The sequence below is a fragment of the Streptomyces sp. 3N207 genome (assembly GCF_052246355.1).
In the GTDB taxonomy this organism is placed as follows: domain Bacteria; phylum Actinomycetota; class Actinomycetes; order Streptomycetales; family Streptomycetaceae; genus Streptomyces.
In genome coordinates this window covers 25,338-46,904 of sequence record NZ_JBQQBV010000005.1, presented here as the reverse complement: position 1 = coordinate 46,904, position 21,567 = coordinate 25,338, and the positions used below count along the sequence as shown (strand labels likewise).

Genomic DNA, 21,567 nt, shown 5'->3' with positions numbered 1-21,567 from the left:
GGGCGGGCCGGCTCAGACGCCCAGCAGGTGGTCCATAGCCAGCTGGTCGAGGTGCTCGAAGGCCATGCCCCGCTCGGCCGCCGCCTCGACGTCGAAGTCCTCGTAGGCCGTGCGGTCGGCCAGCAGGGCGCTGGGCGTCTCGTCCCGGTCGAGCGTCGGCCGGGTGAGCTCGTCCAGCCGGGAGGCCCGCAGCGCCTCCTGGACGGTCGGGTCGGCGCGGAAGGCGGCGGCGCGCTCGCGCAGGATGAGGTAGTTGCGCATGCAGCCTGCCGCCGAGGCCCACACGCCTGCGGTGTCCTCGGTGCGCGGCGGCTTGAAGTCGAAGTGGCGCGGCCCTTCGTAGCCCCCGCTCTCCAGCAGGTCGACCAGCCAGAATGCGGCCCGCAGATCCCCCGCGCCGAACCGCAGGTCCTGGTCGTACTTGATGCCGGACTGGCCGTTGAGGTCCAGGTGGAAGAGCTTGCCCGCCCACATGGCCTGGGCGATGGCGTGCGGGTAGTTGAGCCCGGCCATCTGCTCGTGCCCGACCTCCGGGTTGACGCCGAAGAGCTCGGAGCGCTCCAGGCGTTCTATGAAGGCGAGTGCGTGGCCGACGGTCGGCAGCAGGATGTCGCCGCGCGGCTCGTTGGGCTTCGGCTCCAGGGCGAAGCGCAGGCCGTAGCCCTGTTCGGTGACGTACTCGGCCAGCAGGTCGAACGCTTCCTTCATCCGGTCGAGTGCCGCCCGGATGTCCTTGGCGGCGCCGGATTCGGCGCCTTCCCTGCCGCCCCAGGCGACGTAGGTGTGCGCGCCCAGTTCGGCGGCCAGGTCGATGTTGCGCATCGTCTTGCGCAGGGCGAAGCGCCGCACGTCGCGGTCGTTGGCCGTGAACGCGCCGTCCTTGAAGACGGGATGGGTGAACAGGTTCGTCGTCGCCATGGGCACCGTCATGTCTGTCGCGTCGAGTGCCTGGCGGAACCGTTTGACGTGACCGTCCCGTTCGGCCTCGGGAGCGCCGAACGGGATCAGGTCGTCGTCGTGGAACGTCACCCCGTAGGCGCCCAGTTCGGCGAGGCGGTGCACCGACTCGACCGGGTCGAGCGGCGCCCTGGTGGCATCGCCGAACGGGTCCCGGCCCTGCCAGCCCACCGTCCACAGGCCGAAGCTGAACTTGTCCGCGGGTACGGGCTCGTAGCTCATCCTGCCGTTCCTCTCCCGTGCACCTCCCGCGCACCGTCGCCCTTGTGCGAACACTCGGGCATCGCGACGCGAGGCTATTCGTCATGGCCGTTTACAAATTAGTATGCGCACATCACCGGCAGCCAGGGAAGGGAGCGGCAGGCCATGACCGCACCGGAAGGCCCGTTCGTCATCGGGGTCGACAGCTCGACCCAGTCCACCAAGGCCCTCGTGGTGGACGCCCCGACCGGCCAGGTGGTCGCCCGGGGCCAGGCCCCGCACACCGTCTCCCCGGGCGACCGGCGCGAGACGGACCCCGAAGAGTGGTGGCAGGCGCTCCGCACCGCGGTGGGACAGTGCGGGCGCGCCGCGAGCGAGGCCGCGGCCGTCTCCGTCGCGGGCCAGCAGCACGGTCTGGTGACGCTGGACGCCGCGGGCCGCCCGGTGCGCCCGGCGTTGCTGTGGAACGACGTACGGTCGGCCCCCCAGCGCGACCGCCTGGTGGCCGGTCTCGGCGGCCCCAAGGCGTGGGCCGAGCGCGTCGGCAGCGTGCCTGCGCCGGCCTTCACCGTCACCAAGTGGGCCTGGCTGAGGGAGAACGAACCGGAGGCCGCACGATCGGCCGCGGCCGTGCGACTGCCGCACGACTTCCTGACCGAGCGGCTGACCGGACAGCCGAGCACCGACCGCGGTGACGCCTCGGGTACGGGATGGTGGGCCTCGGCAACCGAGTCCTACGACGAAGAGATCCTGCGGCTCGCCGAACTGGACCCCGCGCTCCTGCCGCCCGTACGGGGCACCGGGGAGGCGGCGGGCACGGTCCGGGAAACGGAGGACGGGTTCCTCACAGCAGGCACTCTGGTAGCGACCGGCACCGGGGACAACATGGCCGCAGCGCTCGGCCTGGGACTGCTGCCCGGGCAGCCGGTACTCAGCCTCGGCACCTCGGGCACCGTGTACGCCGTTTCCGGCCGTCGCCCCGCCGACCCCACAGGGACCGTCGCGGGCTTCGCGGACGCCCGCACCGGCTGGCTGCCACTGGCCTGCACCCTCAACTGCACGCTGGCCGTGGACCGGATGGCCGCACTGCTCTCCCGGGACCGCGAGGACGTCGAGGCAGGTGGGCGGGTCACAGCCCTGCCCTTCCTCGACGGCGAGCGCACCCCCGACCTCCCGTACGCCACCGGGCTGCTGAGCGGACTCCAGCACGCCACCACAGGCGGCCAGGTGCTCCAGGCCGCCTACGACGGCGCCGTCTTCGCGCTGCTGCGCGCACTCGACCTCGTCCTGGCCGAGAGCGACGAGAGGAGTACGGCACAGGACGCGCCACTGTTGCTGATCGGCGGGGGCGCCAAGGGCACGGCCTGGCGTGAGACGGTGCGGCGACTGTCGGGGCGTGCCGTACAGGTGCCGCGCGCTCAGGAGTTGGTGGCGCTGGGAGCCGCCGCGCAGGCCGCGGGGCTGCTGCTGGGCGAGGACCCGGCCGCGGTCGCCCGCCGCTGGGGCACCACCGAGGGTGCCTCGTACGAACCGGTCGAACGGGACGATGCCACGCTGACCCGGCTCACCGAGACGCTCGAGAACGCGGGGGCGCTGCTCGGGAGACGGCCGTGAACGGGTAACCGGAGCCGGCAGCGCACCGGTCGGTCGTCCCTACGCAGCAGTCGCCCCCGACCATGGGCAGCGGCGCAGGCAACGGCGAGCGCTCTGTTCGCCTGAGAAGGAGCCCCCATGGCAGCTCAAGCACCCGGCTCCCAACGGGAGATACGCAGGCGCAATCTGTCGCGCGTGCTGTACGCGGTGGCCGAGCAGGGGCCCTCCTCCCGTGCGGCCGTGGCGGCGCGCCTAGGGCTGACCCGTACGGCCGTCTCAACACTCGTCGACGAGCTGCTGGGCAGAGGTCTGCTGACCGAGCAGGGGCCGACGCCGCCCGACGGCGGACCCGGTCGCCCCGGCACCGCGCTCGCGCTCACCCACCGTGGGCCGTGCGGGCTGGGCGCGGAGATCGGGGTCGACCATCTCGCCGTCTGTGCGGTCGATGTACGCGGTCAGGTGCGTGCCCGCGGGGAGACCGGGTCCGCGGGCCGGAACAGCGAGCCGGGCGTGGTGCTCGCCCGGCTGCGGCGGCTGGTGGACGAGGTGGCCGTACAGGCGTGCGAGCTGGGGCTGAGCCCGGCCGCTGTCGCGGTTGCCGTGCCCGGGCTGGTCGCCCGGGGGACGTCGACAGTTGTCCACGCGCCGAACCTGGGCTGGCACGACACGGACATCGCTCCCGCACTCGCGAAGATGGGAACAGACACACGATCAGCGGCTGAAACAGGGACGCCGACGGAGGCAGCGGGTAAACCGTTGCCGCTCATCGTCGACAACGAGGCCAACCTCGGGGCGCTCGCCGAGCTGTGGCTGGACAGCGGCAGAGTCCCCCGCGACTTCGTGCACGTCTCCGCGGAAGTCGGCATCGGTGCCGCCGTGGTACTCGACGGCGAACTGCTGCGGGGTAATCGAGGGTTCGCGGGGGAGATCGGCCATATGCCCGTCCGACCGGACGGACCGCGCTGCGCCTGCGGGGGCCAGGGCTGCCTGGAGCAGTACGCGGGCGAGCGGGCACTGCTGCACGCTGCGGGTATCGCCGCCGACGGCCCCAGGGACGCCGCCCTGGCCGCGCTCCGGGACCGCGCTGCATCCGGGGACGAGCGGGCGCTGCGAGCGCTCGAAGAGGCCGGGACGGCGCTGGGGCTGGCCCTGGCCGGGGCCGTCAACCTGCTGGACCCCCGCGCCCTGGTGCTGGGTGGCGTCCTGGCCAGGTTCGCACCGTGGCTGCGGCCGTCGCTGGAGAGGGAACTGAGGGAGCGTACGGCGGCACCTGGCGCCCTGCCCGAGTTGCTCGTCTCGGGGTTGGGTGCGGACGGGCCGCTGCTGGGCGCCGCCCATGCCGCCGTGCGCGGGGTACTGGACGACCCGCTGTCGTACCGGGCCGGAATCGGGGGATAACTGTCTGGACAGTCGGAATACTGTCCCTGGAGCGGCCACAGGTCGGTCCAATGGCACACTCCGACGACTCTTGGCAGTCCCCCAGGCGGCTGCAATCATCAACGCGCGTCAACTCGCGCTGTACGTGCCCCCATTCCCCTCCACCTCTTCCCCCCACTGGGAGACACGATGGACTCAGCACGCCAGTACCACGCATCCGGACAGTCCCGCCCGAACCTCCCAGCACGCCGCGCGCTGCTGCGCGGCGGGGCGGGCTTCACCCTCGCCGCAGGACTGGCCGGCGCCTCACTCCTCTCGGGCGGAGCCGCGGTGGCCCGCTCCAGAGGCCCGCTCGCCGTCGACTACCCCAAGGCTGAGTGGGTCCCCGCATCCAGCTCCAACTACACGACCGCGAACCGGCCGGCCGAGTACCCTGTCGAGCTCGTGATCATCCACGTCACCCAGGAGTACTACGACGACACGCTGGCCATCTTCCAGAACCCGGACAAGGCAGTTTCCTCGCACTACGTAGTGCGTTCAGCGGACGGCCATGTCGCCCAAATGGTGCGGGAGAAGAACGTGGCCTGGCACGCGGGCAACTGGGACTACAACACCCGCAGCGTCGGCATCGAGCACGAGGGCTGGATCGACGAACCGGACAAGTGGTTCACAGAGGCGATGTACGAGGCGTCGGCAGCGCTGACGGCGGACATCTGCCGTCGGAACGGCATCCCGCTGGACCGCCAGCACATCATCGGCCACAACGAGGTACCCGGCGCCGACCACACCGACCCCGGCGCGCACTGGGACTGGGCGCACTACATGGAGCTCATCAAAGCCCAGTAGATGGTCCGATCACGTCGCAGAAGACGATCGCGGCACAGCCCCAGCAGGTGACCGCTCGCGGGCCCGGAAGACCGGCCGACCGGGCCCGCATCGTCCACCAAGGCAACCGACTCCGGAAGCTCCATCCCCCGAGGGTCCTTGCGCCCGAAGATCCCCCTCTCCGGTGATCAGCGGCGCCCCGCAGACCAGCGACCCGACGGTCCGTGACGCCGAAGCTCGGAGCGGTAGCACGCGCCCCCGGGCGGGAACCGCGCGGCGATTCAACAGCCGCCTCCCATACGGCCGTTCGGGAGTGCGACCGGCCGGAAGCGCAAGCACTTCAACCCATCGTGTGACTACCGACCGGAAGCCTTCTGCCCGTCACAGACTCCCCTCCATCCTCAGGATGTGGGACGACGGAACAGCGGGCGGGACAGCAAGTGGCACAACACCCGAAGCAGACGGCAGACGCTGACAGCAGTGGCACTCACGTGCGCGGTGCTCGGCACAGCGGCGGGGACGGCTGTCGTGGCCGCTTCCCCGGAGGCCGCGCAGCCGACGGACCGGCGCCCATCAGCCGTACTCGCAGCAGCAGCCCTGCCTGCCGCTGACCCGCAGCCGGGCGCAGACGCAGCACACCCCAACGCGGCTCAGGCAACGAAGGCGTCATCGGCAACCGCCCCCGTGTCCCCGGCGCCCGCGACACCGCACCGCACTCCCTCTCCTGTTCCGTACCCGTTCACTGCTGCTCAGCGCCCCGGTTCCGACGCCGACGCCCACCTCTCCGTCAACGCGGACGGCACTCATCTGACTGCGTCAGCCGGACAGGCCGGCGGCTGTCCTGGGGCTTCTCTGACCGTGCAAACCGGGGACGGCGTCGATCTGCACCTCGCAGCGGGGCACCGGCCGTGTCCCCCGCGCCCGCCCCGCCCCACACCCTCGCCGACGCCGCCACCGCCCCCGAGGCCGAGCCCTCCCGCACCCACTCCGCCCTCGCCTCCCCCCTCCGGCACACCGCCGAAGGCTCCGGCCTCGAAGCCGCCCACGACTCCTGCACCCGCGGAACCGAAGCCCGCCCGGCACCCGGTCGGTGCTGCTCAGCGGCCGGCGCGCCCTTCGCCCAAGGTCTCCCGCTCCTCTCCGGAACCCTCGCCCTCCCGCAGCGTGTTGGCAGTTCCGCAACAGCCGACTCCCGACCGCCAACGGCCCGACGGCAGCATGTCCATGGTCACCCGCACACTCCTGATCGTCGCTCCGGCCGTACTCGCGGCCGCCGCGCTCCGCCCCCGTACCAACAGTTCCGGGGCAGCGGCGGCCGGTGGCACCTCCGGTGCGAACAGCGGCTGAAGTCCCCGCCCCCGCCCCGGCTCCGCGCGGTCATCCCCCGATGCCACTGCTGCACCCCCACCAACTCACGCCGCTTATGCCCCGTCGTTTCGCGCTCTGTGGAGGACTGTTGTCCGAATGGCTCATGCTGATCCTCAGCCTGTTCGCCGCCTGTCTGGTGGTCGTCGCCGTCGTCGTCCTCAAACGCCGGCGCGCCGACTCGGAGGATCCTTCCGAGACCCCGGACGTGATCGAGTACATGACGATGATGATCGGCGTGGTCTATGCCATTGTTCTGGGGCTGGCGATCGCCGGCGTCTGGGAGGCACGCAACGCCGCGGAGGGGGCCGTGTCGCAGGAGGCGCAGGCGCTGCACGAGGTGAGCGAGCGGGTGGCCGTGTACCCGGCCCACGAACGCGACCGGGTGCGGAAGGACATCAACGCCTATGTGCGGTACGCGGTCACCACCGAGTGGTCGCACATGGTCGAGCACGGCGAGCTCACCGACCGGGGCGCCCATATGCTCGACCGGCTTCGCAAGGATGTGGCCTCCTACAAGCCGACCACCAACCAGCAGGCACAGACGTACCAGGCTGTGGTCGACCAGGTCGCCGAGGCCGACTCGGCCCGTACCGAACGCGGATCGAGCGCCGGGCCGACGATGCCGGGCGTGGTGTGGATCGGGCTGTACGCGGGTGCCGTGGTCGCCGTGGGCATGCTCTTCGCGCTCCAGATTCAGCGCTCGGGCAGGGAGCTGGCACTGGCAGGCATCTTCAGCGCCCTGATCGCGTTCCTGCTTTTCCTCGTCTGGCACTTCGACGCACCGTTCGCCCGCGGTCTCGACGAGCCGACGGAGACGTTCGCGACGCTGTTCCCGCAGGCGGCCGGCTCCTCGGGGTAGGCGGCTATCCGGGATATCCGGCTCCTCCGAACGAGCGGGCGACGAGGCGGGTGAGATGCTGGCGGTACCCAGAGGCGAGAGATCACAAAGGAGTCCGGGTGTCCCTGCTCTTTCCCGCGCTGCACACGGCGTCCTCCCATACGGCGCTGCGCTTCGGTGACCGAGCCCTCAGCTACCGGCAACTGGTTGCCGTGGCGAGCGATCTTGCTGCCCGGCTCCACACGTCGGCGCCCGTCGCGGTCTGGGCGACGCCCAGCCTGGAGACGGCGGTGGGCGTGGTCGCCGGGCTGCTGGCGGGGGTCCCCGTGGTTCCGGTGAATCCGAAGAGCGGCGCGAGCGAGCTGACGCACATCGTCACCGACAGCGCGCCCGGCACAGTGCTGGCCGAGACCGGAGCGGAGCTCCCCGAGCCGCTCGGGTCACTGCTGCGCACGGACATCGAGATTTCGGCCGGGACGGCCGACGAACAGACCTGGGTGCTGCCCACCGAGCCGAACCCGGAGACCGCGGCGCTAGTCGTCTACACCTCCGGGACAACCGGACCGCCCAAGGGTGTGGTCCTCTCGCGGCGCGCCATCGCCAGCAATCTGGACGCACTGGAAGAAGCGTGGCAGTGGACGGCGGACGACGTAGTGGTGCACGGCCTGCCGCTGTTCCACGTGCACGGGCTGATCCTTGGTGTCCTCGGCCCGCTGCGCCGCGGGGGAACCCTGCGCCATCTGGGCCGCTTCAGCATCGAGGGAGTGACCCGGGAACTGGCCGGCGGCGGAACGATGCTGTTCGGCGTGCCGACGATGTACCACCGTCTCGCCGACGCTTGTTCGAGCGATCCGGACCTGGTGTCGGCGCTGGCCGGGGCGCGACTGCTCGTTTCCGGTTCGGCCGCCCTGCCGCTGCACGACCACGACCGGCTGACGGCGGCGGCCGGCCAGCGCGTGATCGAGCGCTACGGAATGACCGAGACGCTGATGAACACCAGCGTCCGGCCTGACGGAACGTCCCGCCCGGGCACTGTCGGTATGCCGCTGCGCGATGTGGACGTCCGGCTGGTGGACGATGCGGGCAAACGCCTTCCCGCGGAGGACACCGAGACTGTGGGCGAGCTACAGGTACGCGGGCCGAACCTGTTCACCGAATACCTCAACCGCCCTGACGCGACAACCGAAGCCTTCGACGGCGGCTGGTTCCGCACCGGCGACATGGCGACCCAGGAGGAGGACGGATCAGTACGCCTCGTCGGCCGCAAGGCCACCGATCTGATCAAGAGCGGCGGCTACAAGATCGGCGCGGGCGAGATCGAGAACGTGCTCCTCAGCCACCCGGGCGTCGCCGAGGCGGCCGTCACGGGCGAGCCCGACGACGACCTGGGCGAGCGCGTCGTCGCCTGGATCGTCCCCGCCTCGCCGCATCAACAGCCGCTCGCCGAGGAGCTGTCCGATCTGGTCGCCGACCAGCTCGCACCGCACAAGCGCCCCCGCGAGGTGCGCTTCCTGCAGGCCCTGCCGCGCAACGACATGGGCAAGGTGCTGAAGCGGGAGCTCCCCGGTCAGCAAGGATGACGCCGCCGGCCGAAACCCCCTTACTGGCCAGGTCAGCTAACGGTCGACGGCTCGGGCATGCCCACCAGTCCGGCGGCTTCGGCCAGACGGCGGTAGGAGCCGATCCGGTCGTCGGGGTCATACGTGTTGAGCGTCAACAGGATCTCGTCGGCGCCCGTACGCTCCACCAGTCCGGCCAGCGCGTCGGTCACCTGTGCCGCGGTCCCGCGCAGCTGCGACTGGCGAGCCTCGTCGAACGCGGCACGCTCCTTCGCGCTCATCGCGCGGCCCTGCACCTCTTCGGGCGCAACGAGCGGGGTGAAAGTACCGCGAGTGCGGGAGAGTGCCGTGGCCCACGCCTCCGGAAGCTGAAGCAGCTCCGCTTCCTCACGGGTGTCGGCAGCAGCAGCGTTCACGGCGACGACCACGTACGGCGCGGCATGTGCGGTGCCGTACGAGACAGCGTCGTGCGTTGCAGTTCCTTGCGATGTGGTGTCGTGCGTTGCAGTTCCTTGCGATGAGGTGCCGTGCATTGCAGTTCGTTGCGATGAGGTGCCGTGCAACTTTGTGCCGTGCAACGCAGGGCCGTCCGCGCGTGGCCGGAAGGCTGCCCGGTACGTCTCCACCGCCTCCCGGGTCCGGCGCTCGTCGCGGGAGGCTCCGATCACCAAGGGCAACCCGTGCGCGGCCGCCACTGCCGCGCCCGAGCCCACCGCCAGTACGAACGGCGGCACACGCAGCCCCTCGGCGGGCCGAGCGTGCACGGGGCCCGTGCCGTCGAAGTAGCCGAGCAGCTCGGAGAGCTGTGCACTGAAGCCGTCTGCGGCGTCCTTGCCGACCCGCAGTGCCTTGCGGATGCCGTCGGTGAAGCCGACAGAGCGACCTAGCCCCATGTCGATACGGCCAGGGAAGAGCGACTCCAGCACCCCGAACTGTTCGGCAACCACCAGCGGCTGATGGTTGGGGAGCATCACTCCTCCCGTACCGACGCGGATCCGGGACGTGGCGGAGGCCACCGCCGTGGCGAGCACGGTCGGCGCGGAGCCGGCGATCCCGGGGACGGCATGGTGCTCGGAGACCCAGAAGCGCAGGAAACCCAACTCCTCCGCCTGCTGTGCGAACCGCACCGTCTCACGGAGCGCCTGACCAGGGTGCTCGCCCTCCCGGATGAGGGAGCGGTCGAGTATGGAGAGGGGTACCGGAAACCGAGGCGATGAAGTCACATCTGTTGCAACGCCTGCGAGCCCCACGGATTCCCCAAGGGCGGCTTCCCACTGTTCAAAGAGGGCTGCCGTTGCTGCCACTGCTCCTGGCTGTTGGCTACTCCTCGTCGACTCCGGCCTCTTCCAGCAGACCGGCGTCATGGACCAGGAGGGCGATCTGGACGCGGTTGTTGAGGTCGAGTTTGGTCAGTATGCGGGAGACATGTGTCTTGACCGTCGGCACGCTCATATAGAGCGACGCCGCGATCTCTGCGTTCGCCAGTCCGCGGCCTACGCCCAGCGCGACCTCACTTTCCCGTTCGCCGAGTGCCGCGATGGCCTTCCGGGCGCGTGCCCCGCGACTGTCGTGACCGGCGGGGGTTACGTGCTGGATGAGCTGGCGGGTGACAGCCGGCGACAGCACCGGCTCACCGGAGGCCACCTTGCGGATGGCAGCCAGGATGTCGGCGGGAGGGGTGTCCTTGAGCAGGAACCCGGCGGCTCCGGCGCGCAGGGCCCGCAGTACATGCGCGTCCGCGTGGAAGGTGGTGAGGACGACAACCTCGGGCGCTTCTTCGCGCGCCCGCAGCGTCTCGGTGGCGGTGAGCCCGTCCACGGTCGGCATCCGGATGTCCATCAGAACGACGTGCGGACGGTGCTCCGCGACCTGCGGAAGCACCTGGCTGCCGTCCGCAGCCTCGCCCACGATCTCGACGTCCGGGGTACCTTCCAGCATCAGCCGGAGCCCGGCCCGCACGAGGGCGTCGTCGTCGACAAGGAGCACGCGGATGGTCATGCACATACGGTAGCCAGCCGCCCGCACGCGCCTCACCCCTGCCCTCGTTCCGCCTTCGCTTCCCCGGGAAAGGCGGTGCGATGGCATGTGGCGCTCAGGCGTTGGCGCTCGCATCGTCACCGACAGGGGTGTCCCAGTCGATGCGGTACGCCAGCAGCCACTCGCTGCCGGAATCGTCCTCCTGCCGAGGGTCGTCCTGCAGAGGACGGGCGGGCGTCCCGGCGGGACGAGGGAAGACCTGGTCGTTCAGCTGAGCGCTGCGTTCGACGACGGCCTCCACCCGGTCCCGACGCAGCGCCTCGAAGCGGGCGAACGCCTCCCCGGCGCTGGGGAGGTCACGCAGGCACTTGGCAAGCACGACGCTGTCCTCGATCGCCATGGAAGCGCCCTGCGCGGCGTTGGGCGCCGCTGCGTGCGCCGCGTCGCCGAGCAGCACCATGGAACCGCGGTGCCAAACAGGGGTACAGGCAACGTCATAGGCGTTGGTGGCGACGATTCCACCGCTCGCCCGGACGATGTCGGCGGCCGGTGAGGCGTCGTCGGAGAACAGGGAGACCACGTGGTCCCGCCACCGAGCCGTCCCCTCCGGCGTTCCGGTTGCCAGTTCCTCCTGGCTGAGCTGCTGACCAGGGGTGTTGGCGAACCACCAGACCTCACCGTCGGGCGCCATGGTGCAGCCGATGAGGGCCCGCCTGCCGCGGATCATCCGGTAGGTACCGGGTGCCGGTGCGGCTTCCGGAGGAACGCTGGGGGCGTAACCGCACACGGTGATCTGGCCGGTATGGCGGGGCGCGGGCGCGTCGGGATCGATGAGGGTGCGGGTCACGGAGTGCAGGCCGTCGGCTCCGACGAGCAGATCGCCTTCGGCGTGGGTGCCGTCGGCGAAACGGGCGGTCACCCGGCCGTCGGGCGCGGTGTCGGCAGCCACGAGACGCTTGCCGTGCTCGATGGTGACGCCCTGGCGCGCCGCCTGGTCGTGCAGCGCACGATAGAGGGTCGCGCGCCGGAGCGTACGGGGGCCGAGGAAGCTGTGGCCGTCACTGATGCGGCCGTTGCCAGTACCGCTGTTCCCACCACCACTGATTCCACCGGTGCTTCCGCCACCGACAACCGGCCGCACGCCCAGGCTGTCGCCGGTGTGCGCGAGCATTTCGACACGCTCGGCCGGAAAGGACACGTCGAGTACGGCTTGGTGGGCGTCGACGGTACGCAGCGCCTCAAGACCGTTGTGAAAGAGCACGAGGAAGGCACCCGCATCATCGGCACCGGCCGGGTACGCCTCATAGACGGTCGAACTGATCCCGGCCTTCCGCAGCGAGATCGCCGTCATGGCTCCGGCGATACCGCCGCCGACGATGAGCGCGTGCCTCATGGTGCCTCCTGGTTGGTACGCGATCCATTCAGTGCTGCCCTCCCGTACGGACCACCTGCAGGGGCCGCTGGTTGCCTACGGAGAGCTGCCGGATGTGCGACCACGGTCGGCGCCGGGCGCGGCGGCGGGTCGAGACAGTTGAACGCGGGGAGATGTGGGGAGACGGGTGGCGCTGGGTGAGGTCGCGCGGGGAGCCACGCCCTCCGATGGGCAACTGAGGGCGCAGCGGTCACCCGTTCAGGGCAGCTGCGAGATAGGCGGCAGTGACGCTCGTACGAGAGCCTGCCACCTCTTCCGGCGTTCCGGCAGCGACGATCCGGCCGCCCCGGTCCCCACCCCCGGGACCGAGGTCGATGACCCAGTCGGCGCCGGACACCACCGCCAGATCGTGTTCGACGACGATGACGGTGTGTCCGGCCACGACCAGTCCGTGCAACTGCCGCAGCAGTACCTCCGTATCGGCTGGATGCAGCCCGGTGGTGGGCTCGTCCAGAAGGTAGAGGGTGTGTCCGCGGCGGCTGCGCTGGAGTTCGCTGGCGAGCTTGATCCGCTGCGCCTCTCCCCCGGAGAGCTCCGTCGCGGGCTGCCCCAGCCGCAGATACCCGAGACCCACGCGCTGCAGAGCGTCCAGTCCGCGCCGGGCCGCCGGGACGTCCGAAAGGAAGGAGGCGGCACCATCGACCGTCATGCCCAGGACATCGGCAATGGTCGCGCCCCGGTAGGTGACCTCCAGGGTCTCGGAGTTGTAGCGCGCCCCATGGCAGTCCGTACAGGGCGCGTACGTACCAGGCAGAAAGAGAAGCTCGACGGCGATGTACCCCTCGCCCTGGCAAGTCGGACAGCGACCCTCGGCGACGTTGAAGGAGAACCGTCCCGCGCTGTAACCCCGCACTTTGGCCTCGTCAGTGGCCGCGAAGACCTTCCGTACGGCGTCGAAAAGGCCCGTGTACGTCGCCAGGTTGGAGCGCGGAGTGCGTCCGATGGGTTTCTGGTCGACCCGCACCAGCCGGTTCACCGACTCCAGCCCCTCGGCCGCCATGACGCCGAGGCCGCGGTCCTGCGCGACCGCCCCCTCCGGCTCCTCGTCCTGCGCCTCTTGGCCTGCGCCGGTCCCAGCTGCCGCGGCGGCTGCCCCGGTGCCGGTGTGGTCGGCGACGAGATCGGCGAGGACCTGGCTGACCAGCGTGGACTTACCCGAGCCGGACACGCCCGTGACAGCCGTGAACAGGCCCAGCGGAAATTCCACATCCAGCCCCCGCAGATTGTGCTGCGTCGCCCCGGACAGCGACAACCACCTCTCAGGCCGCCGCCGCACAGTCCGCCCCTGTCCCTCCGCTCCGCGTCCGGAGGTGGCGACGGTGGACGGCACGGGGCTGACAGGGACTCCCGCGGGCGTCCCGGACGCGGCAGGTGTGCCCGGGGTGCCCGGCGTGCCAGGTCTGCCGGGCGCTGCGGGCTCGGGGGAAGCGGTGGGTACTGTGCGTGCGTCGGTTTCCGACGGGAAGAGGTAAGCGCGTGTGGCCGAGCGCGCCGTGCCCGCCAGCCCGTGGACAGGACCGCTGTAGAGCACCTCGCCCCCGTGCTCGCCCGCCCTGGGGCCGACGTCCACGATCCAGTCCGCCCGCCTGACCACCGCCATCTCGTGCTCGACGACGAACAGCGAATTTCCCGCTTCCTTGAGCCTGTCCAGAACTGTCAGCAGTGCCTCGGTGTCCGCGGGATGCAGCCCGGCTGACGGCTCGTCCAGCACATATACGACCCCGAACAGGCCCGACCGCAACTGGGTGGCCAGCCGCAGCCGCTGCAACTCCCCCGCCGAGAGCGTAGGAGTGGGCCTGTCGGTACTCAGATAACCCAGGCCCAGCTCGACGAGTACATCGATGCGGGAGACGAGGTCCTGGCAGAGGGCTGCGGTGACGCTCTGCTGGATCCCTTCTTCAGGCTGCTGCCATGCTGCCTCGGGGGCCCCACCCCCCTCCCCACCCCCCAAGCCCCCACGAAGCACCTCCGCGAGCCGTTCCAGCGGCAGCGCCGCCAACTCGGCGATGTCCCGGCCAGCGAACGTCACTGCCAGGGCCTCCGGGCGCAGCCGCCGCCCGCCGCACACGGGACAGTCCGCGCTGACCAGGAACCGCCGCACCCGCTGCCGCAACGTTGCACTCTTCGTCTCCGCGAAGGTGTGCAGCACATACCGCTTCGCGCTCTGGTAGGTGCCCTGGTAGGGCCGCTGGATACGGCCTGCCTCACGCACCGGGTGAACGGTGACGACCGGCTGCTCGTCGGTGAAGAGCAGCCACTCCCGCTGCTCGGTCGGCAGCTCCCGCCACGGGCGGTCGATGTCGTAGCCGAGCGCCGCGGTGACATCCCGCAGGTTCTTGCCCAGCCACGCCCCCGGCCAGGCGGCGATGGCGCCCTCGCGGATGGTGAGCGACGGGTCCGGCACCAGCGATTCCTCGGTGACCCGGTGCACGATGCCGAGCCCGTGGCACTCCGGGCAGGCACCCGCCGCCGTGTTGGGCGAGAAGGCGTCCGAATCCAGCCGCTCGGCGCCGTGCGGATAGCGTCCTGCCCGCGAGAAGAGCATCCGCAACGAGTTCGACACGGTGGTGACCGTGCCGACGGACGAGCGTCCGGTCGGGGTCGAACGCCGCTGCTCCAGCGCCACTGCCGGCGGCAGCCCGGTGACCTCCTCGACCCGCGGCGCTCCGACCTGGTGAATCAGTCGCCTCGCATAGGGCGCCACCGACTCGAAGTAGCGTCGCTGCGCTTCCGCGTAGAGCGTGCCGAACGCGAGCGAGGACTTGCCCGAGCCGGACACACCGGTGAAGACGACCAGCGCGTCCCGCGGAATGTCCACGTCCACGCCGCGCAGGTTGTGCTCGCGGGCGCCCCGCACTCGTACATAGCCGTCGTCGCTCATCCGTCCATGATCGGCTACTCGCCCGATGCTTCGCCTCAGCGGCCCCGCCAAGGGGCGTGAGGGAGGCGCACGGGTGGTACTCATGGCCGCCATGGAGTGGTTCACGCCGTGGTTCTCGGCTCCCGGGTACGAGCTGAGCCGACTGGTCCTCCAGCGCGCCCTGGCCGCTCTCTATCTCGTCGCTTTCTTTTCGGCTGCGATGCAGTTCCGGGCGCTGCTCGGCGAGCGCGGGCTGGTGCCGGCCGCCGTGTTTGTGCGGCGGGTGCCGTTCCGGGCCTCTCCGAGCCTCTTCCACTGGCGGTGTGACGACCGCTTCACCGGGGTCTGCGCCTGGGTGGGGGTCCTGCTGGCCGCCGCCGTGGTGGTGGGGGCCGCGGATGCCGTGCCCCTGTGGGCGTCGATGGTGATGTGGGCACTGCTGTGGTTCCTCTATCTCTCGTTCGTGAACGTCGGGCAGATCTTCTACAGCTTCGGCTGGGAGTCGTTGCTGCTGGAGGCGGGCTTCCTTGCGATCTTTCTGGGTAACGCGGAGACGGCACCGCCTGTGCTGACCCTGTGGCTGATGCGCTGGCTGCTCTTCCGATTGGAGTTCGGCGCGGGGCTGATCAAGTGGCGCGGCGACGAGTGCTGGCGCAAGCTGACCTGCCTGTACTACCACCACGAGACCCAGCCGATGCCCGGACCGCTGAGTTGGTATTTCCACCACCTCCCCAAGCCCCTGCACCGGGTGGAGGTGGCCGCCAACCATGTGGCCCAGCTGATCGTGCCCTTCGGGCTGTTCTGTCCGCAGCCCGTTGCCACGGTCGCGGCGGGATTGATCATCATCACGCAGCTGTGGCTCGTTCTGTCGGGCAACTTCTCCTGGCTCAACTGGATGACGATCGTTCTCGCCTTCGCCGCCGTCGACACCTCTCCCCTTACGGGCACCCCCTCCTTCGATCCGACTCCCCTGTGGTTCGCCGTCGTGGTGTGCGCGGCAACGGCGCTGATCGTCGTGCTCAGCTACTGGCCCGCACGTAATCTGCTCAGCCGGACCCAGCAGATGAACCGGTCCTTCAACCCTCTCCATCTGGTGAACACCTATGGGGCGTTCGGCAGTGTGACCCGCGTCCGGCAGGAGATCGTGCTGGAGGGCACGGACGAGGAGCAGGTCACACCGGACACGGTGTGGCGTGAGTACGAGTTCAAGGGAAAGCCGGGGAATGTGCGCCGGCTGCCGCGCCAGTTCGCGCCGTATCATCTGCGTCTCGACTGGCAGATGTGGTTCGCCGCGCTCTCCCCCGCCTACACCGCGGGCTGGTTCGAGCCGTTCGTCTCCCGTCTGCTCAAGAATGATCCGGCAACACTGCGGCTGCTGCACACCAACCCGTTTCCGGAGCAGCCCCCTACGCACGTACGGGCGTTGCTGTATCGCTACCGCTTCACGACACGGGAGGAGCGGCGGGAGACGGGCGCGTGGTGGCACCGCGCCTTTGTCCGTGAGTTCCTGCCGCCCGTCGCGCTGTCAGGGCAGCGCGGTGGCAGGCGTCCCTGGTGACACAGGAGAGGGGCCGCGGCCCTTCTCGTAGACGGTCAGTCCGCGGGAGAGGCGCAGTGGGACCAGTACGAGTTCGACGAGTACGGCTTTCCACGCGTACCAGAGGTTGACGGCCTTGGTCGGGTATACGCAGGGCAGATCTGTCATCACCTTCGTCAGCCTCAGTCCCCGTTTGCGCGCCGCGTAGAGCAATGGCGGGATGGTGCACAGGAGTTCCGTTCCGACCCACCAGGCAAGCGTCTCCGGAACCGGCATCCCGAAGCCGACCGTCAGGATCACCGGCGTGCACCACCACAGGGGTGCCAGGAGGATTTCGACGAGTGCCAGCAGCACCCATACGGCCAGTATCGGTTTGCGCCAGATCAGCTCTCCGGCGTGTACGCGGAGGTTCTGGCAGAAGCCGGCCATCCAGCGCCAGACCTGTTTGCGCAGGTAGAGCAGTGATTCCGGGTCGGCAGCCCAGGCGACGGCGGCGCTGACGTAGCGGGCCCGGCGCCCGGCGATCTGCTGGCTCCAGGTGTAGTCCATGTCCTCGACGATGGTGCGCTCCGGGAAGCCGCCGGCGGCCGTCAGCTCTCGGTGACGGAACACGGAGCAGCAACCGGAGCAGACCATCGGGCTGTTGGCCCGTTCCTGGATGGGGCGGTGCCAGTGGAAACCGTGCAGATACTCCACCGAGCGGCCCCGTTCCCACACGGTCCGGGCGAACCGGGTCTGCACATTGCCTGCCGCAACCACGACGGAGGGGTCGTCGAACACGGGCAGGATGCGTTCGATGTAGTCCGGCGCCAGGACGGTGTCAGCGTCCACGGCCAGGACCAGGTCGCCGCGGCAGTGCGGCAGCGCGTGATTCTGCGCCTTGGCCTTGCTGCCGAGGTTGGCCGCCGGCCGCAGCACCTCCACTCCGTAGGCCCGGGCCACTTCGCCGGTGCGGTCTTCGGAGGCGTCGTCCACGACGATCACCTGCTCGGGTTGCACGGTTTGGGCGAGTACGGACTCCAGTGTTGCGGGGAGTCCTGTCTCTTCGTTGTGGGCGGGGACGATCACCGTCACACGGCCGTGCATGCGGTACCCCTCCCCTGCTCTGCGTTCCTGCTGGTCCGCCTCGCCCGACCCCGGACCCGGTCGAACGCTCCCTTGGCCAGGGCGGCGGCGCCGACGGTTCCGTAGACGAGCATGCTCAGACCGATGAGTGGCAGTCCCCCGTGCATACGTTGCTTCCTCTCGTTCTCTCTCGTGCTGTGCGCGATGCACTGCGTGCGTACGACGTGGCACGACGCCGCGGCGGTGTGAGCGCCACCGGGCGTATGCCGTCGCGCTGCACAGTGCGAGCGGATCGGCGTCAGCTTCGGCTTCGGCCGTCCGGACCCGCTACGAGAAAGCTAGCTGTGGATGCTCGCTCCGTGGTCGGCGTCTTACTTTCCGTGGATAACCGGCCGGTTGTGCATAACTCCGTCACCCAGGCGGGTGAGGGAGCAGCCACGGAGCAAACGAGAGGTGCCGGGGAGGACGAGGCGGAAGAGCGTACGGGGTCGTGGCTCAGGGGCTCGGCACCCGCGCGATCTCGGGCGATGACGACTCCAGCGGTACGGACCAGGACCTCACCAGTCCCAGCTGCGCCGCCTGCCTCGGCAGCACCGCGTCCAGGGCCCAGTCCGCCAGCACGCGGATCCGGTTCCCCGGCATGGCGGCGAGGTGGTAGCCACGTGTCACGAGGTTGGCGAGCGGCCCGGAGAGCGGAACTCGCAGCGGGTTCGCCGCGGCCTTGACCCCACCGAGGTCGACCATGAAGCCGAGGTCATGGTGTTTGTAGGGGCGCGACGCTCCGTAGCCGAACGAGGCGGCGAGATTACGGCCCGCGATCTTCCCCTGCCGTACCGCGTGCTGGGCCGTCATCGGCGTGATCTCCCCAGGCCGGGTCAGATCGGGCACTGCGGCTGCATCACCGCAGGCCATGACTTCCGGCTTGCCGGGCACTCGCAGATACTCGTCGACAATGATGCGGCCCTGCTGGGTCTCCAGCCCGAGGTCCTGGACGAGGGGGTCGGGCCGGACGCCCACGCACCAGATCAGCGAACGGGTGGAAACGAACTCCCCGCTCTCCAGCAGCACACCCTCGCTCGTCGCCTCTTTGACCGAGGTTCCGGTCCGAACGTCGACGCCCCGCTCGGTCAGCACCTTGTGGGCCGTGTCCGAGAGGCGTTCGTCCAGCTCAGGCAGCACGCGAGGGGCAATGTCGAGCAGCAGCCAACGGGTCCGCCGCCCCTCCCTTTGCTGGACGCCGACTGTCCCCTTCTCCTGCTCGTCCTGCTTGTCATCTCGGCTGCTGTGCTGTCGACCGCTGCGCTGTCGACTGTGCTGCCGGGCGAGGGATTCGGCGAACATCTGGCCGTGCGCCGCCACCTCCGTGCCCGTGTAGCCCGCTCCGACGACCACGAAGGTACGGCGGGCTGCGGCTTCGTCCGGGTCCTCGGAAGCCGCGGCCAGGGCGATCTGCCGGTTGACGTGATCGCGCAGGTAGAGGGCTTCCGGCATGCCTCGGAAACCGTGCGCGTACTCAGCCACTCCGGGGATCGGCAGCAGCTTGTTGACGCTGCCGACGGTCAGCAACAGCCGGTCGTAGTCGAGCTCTCCGGAACGCCCCTCGGGATCGACGTACTGGAGCCGACGCTGATCGAAGTCGACACTGCCGACCTCACCGAGAACGAGCCGTACGCGGGGCAGCGTGCCCGCCAGCGAGACGGACACCCGCCGCGGCTCCAGGACCCCGGAGGCCACCTCGGGCAGCAGGGGCAGGTAGAGGAAGTAGTCGTTGGGGTTGACCAGCACGATCTCCGCGGCACCACGGAGCGTGCGCGAGAGGGTACGCGCCGCCTGGTATCCGGCGAATCCAGCTCCGACGATCACTATGCGGGACCGGCTCACGACCGAGACCTCCTCCCAGAAGCGAGGCCGAAGCCACCCGCGGCCCCGGCCGTCTGTCGCAGAACAGCCGGAGTTCCCGCCCGCCACCCCACCAAACCCAAGGGGGCGTCCGCCGCACGGCCGTTTCAGAGGAGGAGGGGGTGAGCGAGCACCCCCTGAAGTGCTGTATTGTTCTTTGTGCGCGAGCGGCGAGGGGCAAGCCCCGAGCCGGACGAGCACCGGGACGTGGCGCAGTTTGGTAGCGCACTTGACTGGGGGTCAAGGGGTCGTGGGTTCAAATCCCGCCGTCCCGACTGCGAAGGTCGCAGATCGGAAGCCGTTCCAGCATGTGCTGGGGCGGCTTCTTTCGTACGCGCGTTTGCTCCCATGAGGGGAGCCCTCTGGGAGCACTCGCGCTCCCACGCTCCCAGCCGTCAGCAGTGCCCGTTTTCTCCGTTCCACGATCGGGTCGCGGTTGTGCGCGGTACGCCGCTGCTGCGCGCCGTCGTCAACGGTGCGGTATCGCCACGCCCCGGCGGTTGGACCGGTGTTCCCGGACATGGGGCACAAGAGCCCCTTGACCGCACGGGAGGGCGGGGCCGGCCGCTACGGCCTTGCGGCTGACACGCTCCCCGCCCCTTCCTCGCATCGGGAAGGGCCTTTGCCCAGGCCAGCGCGGCAGTGCCGGTCGCCCCGTGACGCAATCCCACGCCTGGGGCGGGCGGATGACACTTGAGCACGGGTGGGAGCGTATCCGCGAGAGCGGGAGCGCCTGTGGGGGCGGTAGCACGCTGCAGGGGCCGTTCCAGCGGGGCCGATGCATGGGGAGTCGGATCCGGACGGGACAGAGAGCTGACGACGGCCGAGCGTGAAGGGCTGTCCCTGCTGCGGAGGTTGGCCGCCGAGTAGGGCGAAGCGGTTGAGGTGCTGCAAAGGGCGCCGGTCTTCTTCGCGAAAGAGAGCGACTGATGAGCGCGATGTACGCCTTCATCGAGAGGGAAGACCACCCACAGCATCGCTCTCGTGCGTCAACTGCTGAAAGGGGCCCGCTCCCCCCTTGAACACCTGGCGGGCCGAGAAAGACCCGGCGGACCACGCAGGCCGAGCAGGTCGGCGGAGCAGCCGTTGACCAGTTCGGCCAGGAGGTGGCGCAGGGCGGTGAGGGAGCCGTCTGCGGCCTCGTAGATCAACGCCGCACAGCCCTCGGCGTCTGGAACGTCAACTACAACTACCGCCGTCCCCCACAGCAGAGCAGGAGGCCAGCCACCGGCCTCCTGGCTGGCCGACCACGTCACCAACCTTCTAGCCTCCTACACCGGTCGCGGGCAACCGCAACGACTGCGAGGCGTGGGAGCTGTCCGGAGCCAAGGCCGCCGTCGGCCCCACGACGGTCATTGCGGACGGCGGCTACCGCGGCACTGGCCTGATTATCCCGCACCGCGTTGAGAAGGGCCAGGCCGAACTCTCGGTCTGGAGAGAGGAACACAACTCCTCCCACCGCAAGGTCCGCCCCGGATCGAGCACGCCTTCGCCCGCATGAAGAACTGGAAGGTCCTCCGTGACTGCCGCCTGAAGGGCGACGGCGTGCACCAAGCGATGCTCGGCATCGCCCGCCTGCACAACCTCACCCTCACCGGCTGAAGCAGAAACAAGCAGGTCACCCCCCACGCCGCAGATCAATGACAGGGCCCACTTCAAGCTAAGAGTCAGCGGAGGCGACGTCTCCATTTGCCTGTCGACTGACAAGCCCGTGGTCGGTAGCCCAGGTGCGCAGTTCGGTCTCAGCTTCCTCGCGAGACAGGGAGCCGCGGTCGAGGTGGAGTTGCTGGAGATGCCGGATGGCCGCCCCAATCGTCCGGCCCTGAGGTATGCCGAGCAGCGCCATGATTTCCTTGCCGTTCAAGGCCGCCGGAACCCCGGGCAGCCTCTCGTAGACAGCCCGCTCGGCTGCGGCACGAGCCTCCCGCTCGCGCTTGGCCTGCTCGATCGCGCACCACTCGTCGTAGTCGGCCACCCCGTAAGCGTCCAGCGCGGCCCGGCGCCAGTCCGCCTCGTCCCGTCCCCGGCCCAGACCCACTTCCAAGAACAAGTCCCAATACTCCGGCGCACCGGAGGCGG

Annotated in this window: 15 protein-coding genes, 1 tRNA gene and 1 pseudogene; 9 read left to right on the top strand and 8 right to left on the bottom strand. The window is 69.8% G+C overall.

What is annotated here, in order from left to right; genetic code table 11:
- Positions 1 to 12 precede the first annotated feature (12 nt).
- On the bottom strand, positions 13 to 1,179 hold the full coding sequence (gene xylA, locus ACTWP9_RS09805; protein WP_443245645.1) for a xylose isomerase: 1,167 nt from the start codon (positions 1,177 to 1,179) through the stop codon (positions 13 to 15).
- A gap of 144 nt (positions 1,180 to 1,323) precedes the next feature.
- Here xylA and xylB point away from each other — a divergent pair, with 144 nt between their 5' ends.
- The 6 genes from xylB to ACTWP9_RS09775 all read left to right on the top strand — a co-directional run bounded on the left by xylB (position 1,324) and on the right by ACTWP9_RS09775 (position 8,739).
- Positions 1,324 to 2,772 (top strand): xylulokinase, encoded by a 1,449-nt coding sequence (xylB, locus tag ACTWP9_RS09800; protein WP_443245644.1) that lies wholly within the window; start codon positions 1,324 to 1,326, stop codon positions 2,770 to 2,772.
- A gap of 117 nt (positions 2,773 to 2,889) precedes the next feature.
- The gene (locus ACTWP9_RS09795; RefSeq protein WP_443245643.1) at positions 2,890 to 4,149 is read left to right on the top strand and encodes an ROK family protein; all 1,260 of its coding nucleotides are present in this window, start codon (positions 2,890 to 2,892) and stop codon (positions 4,147 to 4,149) included.
- A gap of 168 nt (positions 4,150 to 4,317) precedes the next feature.
- Positions 4,318 to 4,974 (top strand): N-acetylmuramoyl-L-alanine amidase, encoded by a 657-nt coding sequence (locus ACTWP9_RS09790; protein ID WP_443245642.1) that lies wholly within the window; start codon positions 4,318 to 4,320, stop codon positions 4,972 to 4,974.
- 1,203 nt (positions 4,975 to 6,177) lie between these two features.
- Positions 6,178 to 6,300, top strand: coding sequence for a hypothetical protein (locus tag ACTWP9_RS09785; RefSeq protein WP_443245641.1), 123 nt, complete (start codon positions 6,178 to 6,180; stop codon positions 6,298 to 6,300).
- 109 nt (positions 6,301 to 6,409) lie between these two features.
- Positions 6,410 to 7,180 (top strand): bestrophin-like domain, encoded by a 771-nt coding sequence (locus ACTWP9_RS09780; protein WP_443245640.1) that lies wholly within the window; start codon positions 6,410 to 6,412, stop codon positions 7,178 to 7,180.
- Positions 7,181 to 7,278: 98 nt separating this feature from the next.
- Entirely contained in the window at positions 7,279 to 8,739 is a 1,461-nt protein-coding gene (locus ACTWP9_RS09775; RefSeq protein ID WP_443245639.1) for an acyl-CoA synthetase, read from the top strand.
- A gap of 32 nt (positions 8,740 to 8,771) precedes the next feature.
- Here the strand turns inward: ACTWP9_RS09775 and ACTWP9_RS09770 are convergent, their stop codons facing one another.
- The 4 genes from ACTWP9_RS09770 to ACTWP9_RS09755 form a co-directional block, all read right to left on the bottom strand.
- On the bottom strand, positions 8,772 to 9,941 hold the full coding sequence (locus tag ACTWP9_RS09770) for an MsnO8 family LLM class oxidoreductase (protein ID WP_443245638.1): 1,170 nt from the start codon (positions 9,939 to 9,941) through the stop codon (positions 8,772 to 8,774).
- A 97-nt stretch (positions 9,942 to 10,038) separates the two neighbouring features.
- Entirely contained in the window at positions 10,039 to 10,716 is a 678-nt protein-coding gene (locus ACTWP9_RS09765) for a response regulator transcription factor (protein WP_443245637.1), read from the bottom strand.
- A 94-nt stretch (positions 10,717 to 10,810) separates the two neighbouring features.
- A complete protein-coding gene (locus ACTWP9_RS09760; RefSeq protein ID WP_443245636.1) occupies positions 10,811 to 12,088 on the bottom strand; it encodes an FAD-dependent monooxygenase in 1,278 nt (425 codons plus the stop codon).
- A 229-nt stretch (positions 12,089 to 12,317) separates the two neighbouring features.
- The gene (locus ACTWP9_RS09755; RefSeq protein WP_443245635.1) at positions 12,318 to 15,008 is read right to left on the bottom strand and encodes an ABC transporter; all 2,691 of its coding nucleotides are present in this window, start codon (positions 15,006 to 15,008) and stop codon (positions 12,318 to 12,320) included.
- Positions 15,009 to 15,090: 82 nt separating this feature from the next.
- Between ACTWP9_RS09755 and ACTWP9_RS09750 the strand changes: the two genes are divergently transcribed.
- Complete coding sequence (locus ACTWP9_RS09750) at positions 15,091 to 16,545, top strand: lipase maturation factor family protein (protein WP_443245942.1); 1,455 nt, start codon at positions 15,091 to 15,093, stop codon at positions 16,543 to 16,545.
- Here ACTWP9_RS09750 and ACTWP9_RS09745 read toward each other — a convergent pair.
- Together ACTWP9_RS09745 and ACTWP9_RS09740 are read right to left on the bottom strand one after the other, a co-directional pair.
- Positions 16,513 to 17,610 carry a glycosyltransferase family 2 protein gene (locus ACTWP9_RS09745; protein WP_443245634.1) on the bottom strand — a complete coding sequence of 366 codons (1,098 nt, stop codon included), beginning with the start codon at positions 17,608 to 17,610 and terminating at the stop codon, positions 16,513 to 16,515. The two genes, ACTWP9_RS09750 and ACTWP9_RS09745, sit on opposite strands and share 33 nt — an antisense overlap.
- 474 nt (positions 17,611 to 18,084) lie before the next feature.
- Complete coding sequence (locus ACTWP9_RS09740) at positions 18,085 to 19,470, bottom strand: NAD(P)/FAD-dependent oxidoreductase (RefSeq protein WP_443245633.1); 1,386 nt, start codon at positions 19,468 to 19,470, stop codon at positions 18,085 to 18,087.
- 219 nt (positions 19,471 to 19,689) lie between these two features.
- Between ACTWP9_RS09740 and ACTWP9_RS09735 the strand changes: the two genes are divergently transcribed.
- Together ACTWP9_RS09735 and ACTWP9_RS09730 are read left to right on the top strand one after the other, a co-directional pair.
- Positions 19,690 to 19,763 (top strand) — tRNA-Pro (locus ACTWP9_RS09735).
- Positions 19,764 to 20,764: 1,001 nt separating this feature from the next.
- Positions 20,765 to 21,090, top strand: a pseudogene (locus ACTWP9_RS09730) (transposase); the annotation flags it as partial.
- A 58-nt stretch (positions 21,091 to 21,148) separates the two neighbouring features.
- On the opposite strand, the gene ACTWP9_RS09725 reads toward ACTWP9_RS09730, so the two are convergent.
- Positions 21,149 to 21,538, bottom strand: a complete 390-nt coding sequence (locus ACTWP9_RS09725; RefSeq protein WP_443245632.1) for a hypothetical protein — start codon at positions 21,536 to 21,538, stop codon at positions 21,149 to 21,151.
- Positions 21,539 to 21,567: the final 29 nt, after the last annotated feature.